The organism is Halomonas sp. DQ26W (assembly GCF_003339685.1).
Lineage (GTDB): Bacteria > Pseudomonadota > Gammaproteobacteria > Pseudomonadales > Halomonadaceae > Halomonas.
Genome location: NZ_QPKI01000052.1, coordinates 1 through 5,489, shown reverse-complemented (window position 1 = coordinate 5,489; position 5,489 = coordinate 1). Strand labels below are relative to the sequence as shown.

Genomic DNA, 5,489 nt, shown 5'->3' with positions numbered 1-5,489 from the left:
ATCTGGCCATTGCCGCCAGTCTGCTGTGCGGCTACCTCGGCATGGAGCAGGGGCTGAACCCGTCGGCGCCGGTGCGAGGGCGGGCGTTCGAGCGTCGCAACATGCGCCTGCCCTTTACCCTCGAGCAGGCGTTGGAGCGAATGGAGCACTGTGCGGAGCTGGAACGTTACATGGGCCACCGGTTCGTGACCGGCTATGTGGCGGTAAAGCGGGTAGAGAACGAGAATTTCAAGCAGGTGATCAGCTCCTGGGAAAGGGAGTTCCTGTTGCTCAGCGTATGAGGCGGTAACGTACTGCAGGGCCCCGGTGAATGGATGCCGGGTATCAAGGAAACCACGTGAATAACAACAGCGAATGAGGTGTCATGATGTCCCGACAAAGCAAGCTTTCCCTGGCCGTGGCTGCGGCATCCCTGGCGTTGATGACCGGTGCGGCTCATGCTAACGAGGTGCGGGTCTACAACTGGTCGGACTACATCGCCCCCGATACCCTCGAGAAGTTCACAGAGGCTACCGGCATCCGGGTGATCTACGACGTCTACGACAGCAACGAGGTACTCGACGCCGCCATGCTGTCGGGGCGCTCCGGCTATGATGTGGTGGTGCCTTCCAACCACTACCTGACGCGGCAGGTGAGTGCCGGCGTCTATCGAGAGCTGGATCACGACAAGATTCCCAACATGGCCAACCTCAACCCCGAGCTGATGGACGACCTGGAGTCTATCGATCCGGGCAGCCGCCACTCCATTCCCTACATGTGGGGCACCAACGGCATCGGCTACAACGTCGAGCGGGTCGAGGCGATTCTCGGCGAGGACGCGCCGGTGGATTCCTGGGCATTGATCTTCGATCCCGAGGTCACCACCGCGCTGAAGGAGGGGGGCTGCGGCATTTCCATGCTTGATTCGGGCGACGAGATGCTCTCGCCAGCCATGGCTTACCTGGGGCTCTCCCCGCTCTCCGAGGAGACGGCGGACCTCGAGGCGGCGGGCGACCTCATCGCCGCCGTGCGCGACAACATCACCTACTTTCACTCCTCGCGCTATATCTCGGATCTGGCCAACGGTGATATTTGCGTGGCGGCCGGCTATTCCGGCGACATCTTCCAAGCCGCGGACCGCGCCGAGGAGGCCGGGCGCGACTTCAGCATCGCCTATTCGATCCCCAAGGAGGGTGCGGCGCTGTGGTTCGACATGATGGCGATTCCCGCTGACGCACCGAATCCCGACAACGCCCACGCCTTCATCAACTTCATTCTTGAGCCGGAGATCGCAGCGGCGATCTCCGAATATGTCGTCTATGCCAACCCCAACGTGGCCGCCAACGAGTTTCTCGATCCGGACATTCTCAACGATACCTCCATCTATCCCGACCAGGAGGTGATGGACAACCTGTATGTTGCGGAAGAGAAACCCCTCGCCGTTCAGCGCGTGCGTACCCGCACCTGGAACCGTGTGAAGTCGGGTATCTGACACGACACGCCGGCCCGCTCGGGCCGGCTCCTTCCGATGGGTTGCCAGGAGATGCTGTGATGCCTCAATCCCAGCCGCGTGCTATGGGCCAGGCTCGACGTGTCGACCCCAGGGCTTTAGAAACCACAGCTGCAGAAACCAGGTCTATGGAAACCAGGTCTATGGAAACCAGGCCTTCCGGGCTGACGTCGTCCGCGCATTCCGACTCAGGCAGGCCGCGGCCGGCGCCTGGGGAGGCGCTGATGGAGATCCGCCGGGTCAGCAAGCGCTTCGATGGCGCGTTGGCGGTGGACGACGTGTCGCTCTCCATCCGGCGAGGAGAGATATTTGCCCTGTTGGGCGGCTCGGGATCGGGCAAGTCGGCTTGGCTCAACGGCAGGTCGATAAGACCGGATTGATCGCCTGGAAGGCCAACAAGTACTCGGCGCCCATGGCCTACCAGCAGAGTCGCGTCGGGTCCGTGAAGAGAACGGTCGACTGGCGATCCACGATCTGGAGAGCGGCGACGAGATTGCTACCCACGCCCTGCACCTGGGCAAGGGTTATACACTGCGCAACAACGGTGACCACCGCCAGCAGGAAGCCGACCTGGAGCAGGCCATCGTCCGGTGCCTCGGCGAGCCGCTGGGTCAGCAGCTCTGTGCGCATCTTCGTGAGACGATGCCACGCCACTACAAGGACCAGCTTCGCGGTGCCAAGAAGCTGCTGTAGGGCGAGCCTGAGCTGGACCTGGCACTGATCGGTGACTGGGTCACCCGCGAGTGACTCACCGCCGGCTGCCTCAAAGAGCACCTGAGCGGCGAGGCCCTGGCCTCGGCCGTTGCTTCGGCGGACCTGGTGCTCGACTGCACCGACCGCTTCTCCAGCTGCTACGCCATCAATTGTGCCTGCCTGGCGGCGGGCACGCCGCTGATTTCCGGGGCGGCGATTCGCTTCTCCGGCCAACTGGCGCTCTTCGACCCGCGGGATGCCGAGGGCCCCTGCTACGCCTGTCTCTACACGCGGGGAGAGCTCGGCGAGAGCGATGAGCGATGCGCTGTGCCGAGAGCTGCGTGGTGGCCCCCTGGTGGGAGAGTGATCGGTAGCTTCCAGGCCCTGGGGGCGGTCAAGCTGTTCAGCGGTGCCGGGACCCCAATCGAGGACTCTCCACCTTCGATGGCCTGAGGGGCGAGTGGTGCCGCTACCGGGTGCCCCGGGATCCCGGCGGTTCCCACTGTGGCTGCCGCTAGGCTTCAACACCCAATTCCTCCCAGCCGTCGTACTCCTTCCTGGGTCTGGGCCCCTGGCTATCGTCTCGCCAGGGGTGCAGGCAATGCTGATCCCTATGCCATTCCTCGTCCCATCGGGCCGCGACATGCTCTCCCTCTTGGTGGTTAGTGGCTTAATCGGGTATGGGATACTCACCATTCGTGCCGCTGCCGTCTCGGCCCCGTATCGCTTCCTGGGATGAGCAGAATCACTTGACGTTATAACGGATATGTTGCCGTTTACCGATCCCCGTCCCTTTGCCGATATTTTTTTAGTGGATTGGTGTGACTCGAGTTTTTGTTATGTATTCGAAAATCGTTAACGCCAGTTGGCAGAAACTCGTTGTTAAATACTTGACACATTACCCGGGTCTGGTGCCAGACTAGGAGGCACGAAGCGGCAGGGTAAGCCGCGACCCATCCCGGTGATGTGGTTAACTATTTCAACAATAACCCTGATGGCCGCGATGCCATCCTCCGTAAGGAAGGTCTGCATGACCACCGATGCGTCACTCCATGCCGGTCCCCGCTCCTACTATCGCGATAGCGTGACGGTGGAACTGGCCCCTCGTCCCCCCCTGGATAGCGATACCCGTGCCGATATCTGCGTGATCGGCGGTGGCATCACCGGCTGCTCGGCGGCCCTGCACCTGGCCGAACGCGGCCATTCGGTGGTGCTGCTGGAGGCCAACGAGATCGGCTATGGCGCCTCCGGGCGCAGTGGCGGCCAGATCCTGCCGGGGCTCGGCACCGATATCGCCACCGTGGAGCAGGCCCTGGGCCTGTCGGCCGCTCGGGAGGTCTGGGAGATGAGCCGCGAGGCGGTGCGCCTTACCGCCGAGCTAGTGGAACGTCACGCCATTCCTTGTGACCTTAGCTGGGGTTATCTGCACGCCGCGGTGAAGCGCCGTCATATCAAGGAACTGTGTGAGTTCCGCGATCGCCTGGCCCGTGACTATGACTACCGGGCCCTGAGCTGGCTGGAGGGCGATGCCCTGCGCCAGCATGTGGTCAGTGACGCCTATCCCGGCGCCCTCTACGAGAGCGAGGCTGGTCACCTGCACCCCCTCAACTACACCCTGGGCCTGGCCCGGGCCGCCCAGCGGGCCGGGGTGCGCTTCCAAGAACATAGTGCCGTGCTGGCGGTGGAGGAGGGCGCCCCGGCCCGGGTGCGTACCGCCCATGGTAGCGTCACCGCCGACTTCGTGGTGGTGGCCGGCAATGCCTATCTCGGCGGGCTGATTCCTCGGTTGGACGGCCGCATTATGCGTGCCGCCAACTATATGATCGCCACCGCCCCCCTGAGTGAGGCCCGGGCCGCCCAGGTGCTGCCCCAGAACGATGCCCTGGCGGATGCCAACTTCGTCCTCGACTACTACCGTCTCAGCGGCGACCGGCGGCTGATCTACGGCGGCCAGGTGAGCTATGACGGCCGTGAACCCCGCGGCCTGCAGGCGCGCATGGATGCCAAGATCGCCGGACTCTTCCCGGCGCTGGCGGGGGTGCCCATCGACTATCGCTGGGGCGGTGACGTGGCCATCACCTTCAACCGCGCCCCGGACTTCGGGCGCCTGGGCACCAATCTCTACTATGCCCAGGGCTACTCCGGTCATGGCATGGCACTCGCCGGGCTCGCCGGTAAGCTGATGGCCGAGGCCATCGACGGCCAGAGCGCGCGCTTCGATGCCTTCGCCGCCATGCCCCACCGCCGTTTCCCCGGCGGCGAGCGGCTGCGCATCCCGCTACTGGTGTTGGCCACCGCCTTCTACAAGCTGCGCGACCGTCTATAACGAAAACGAGGGCGGCGGAATCCTCCGCCGACCCGAGACACGAGGCTGTTATGAAAGATCTCGAGAGTTGGCTCAAGGAACGCCAGATCACCGAGGTGGAGTGCCTGGTCGGCGATATCACCGGTATCGCCCGGGGCAAGATCGCCCCGGTCTCCAAGTTCGTCGCCGAGAAGGGCATGCGCCTGCCCGAGAGCGTGCTGCTGCAGACCGTCACCGGCGACTATGTGGAAGACGATATCTACTACTCGCTGCTCGATCCGGCGGATATCGACATGATCTGCAAGCCGGATATCTCCGCCGTCTACCCGGTGCCCTGGGCGCTGGAGCCCACAGCCCAGGTGATCCATGACTGCTTCGACAAGCAGGGCAATCCCATCGAGCTCTCCTGCCGCAACCAGCTCAAGAAGGTGCTGGCGCTCTACGAGGCCCGGGGCTGGAAGCCGGTGGTGGCACCGGAGATGGAGTTCTACCTGACCAAGCGCTGCGAGGATCCGGACCTGCCGCTGCAGCCGCCGATCGGCCGCAGTGGGCGCCAGGAGACCGGCCGGCAATCCTTCTCCATCGATGCCGCCAACGAATTCGATCCGCTGTTCGAGGACATGTATGACTGGTGCGAGGCCCAGGGGCTGGATATCGATACCCTGATCCATGAAGAGGGCACCGCCCAGATGGAGATCAATTTCCGTCACGGCGACCCGTTGATGCTGGCCGACCAGGTATTCCTCTTCAAGCGCACACTGCGGGAAGCGGCGCTCAAGCATGATGTGGCGGCCACCTTCATGGCCAAGCCGATCACCAATGAGCCCGGCAGCGCCATGCATATCCATCAGAGCGTGCTCGACGCCACCACGGGCCGCAGCATCTTTGCCAACGACGACGGCTCCATGAGCGAGCTGTTCCTGCACCATATCGGCGGGCTGCAGCGCTATATCCCCGAGGCGCTGCCGCTGATGGCCCCGAACGTGAACTCCTTCCGCCGTT

5 protein-coding genes and 2 pseudogenes are annotated in these 5,489 nt (G+C 63.6%); 6 read left to right on the top strand and 1 reads right to left on the bottom strand.

Annotated features, from left to right (window positions below; genetic code table 11):
* From DU490_RS16745 to DU490_RS16735, 3 genes and pseudogenes are all read left to right on the top strand, one after another.
* Window positions 1-281, top strand: a pseudogene (locus DU490_RS16745) (glutamine synthetase); the annotation flags it as partial.
* 86 nt (window positions 282-367) lie between these two features.
* Window positions 368-1,471, top strand: a complete 1,104-nt coding sequence (locus tag DU490_RS16740; RefSeq protein WP_114575357.1) for a polyamine ABC transporter substrate-binding protein — start codon at window positions 368-370, stop codon at window positions 1,469-1,471.
* 242 nt (window positions 1,472-1,713) lie between these two features.
* Window positions 1,714-1,842 (top strand): annotated as a pseudogene (locus DU490_RS16735) (ATP-binding cassette domain-containing protein); the annotation flags it as partial.
* Between the two features lie 64 nt (window positions 1,843-1,906).
* Here DU490_RS16735 and DU490_RS17060 read toward each other — a convergent pair.
* Window positions 1,907-2,119 (bottom strand): hypothetical protein, encoded by a 213-nt coding sequence (locus DU490_RS17060; protein WP_147270483.1) that lies wholly within the window; start codon window positions 2,117-2,119, stop codon window positions 1,907-1,909.
* Window positions 2,120-2,308: 189 nt separating this feature from the next.
* On the opposite strand from DU490_RS17060, the gene DU490_RS16725 reads away from it, so the two are divergent.
* The 3 genes from DU490_RS16725 to DU490_RS16715 all read left to right on the top strand — a co-directional run.
* The gene (locus DU490_RS16725) at window positions 2,309-2,635 is read left to right on the top strand and encodes a ThiF family adenylyltransferase (RefSeq protein WP_309485749.1); all 327 of its coding nucleotides are present in this window, start codon (window positions 2,309-2,311) and stop codon (window positions 2,633-2,635) included.
* 577 nt (window positions 2,636-3,212) lie between these two features.
* Entirely contained in the window at window positions 3,213-4,508 is a 1,296-nt protein-coding gene (locus DU490_RS16720) for an FAD-binding oxidoreductase (protein ID WP_114575355.1), read from the top strand.
* A 50-nt stretch (window positions 4,509-4,558) separates the two neighbouring features.
* The coding region (locus DU490_RS16715; RefSeq protein WP_147270482.1) for a glutamine synthetase family protein at window positions 4,559-5,489 on the top strand (931 nt) is incomplete at its 3' end.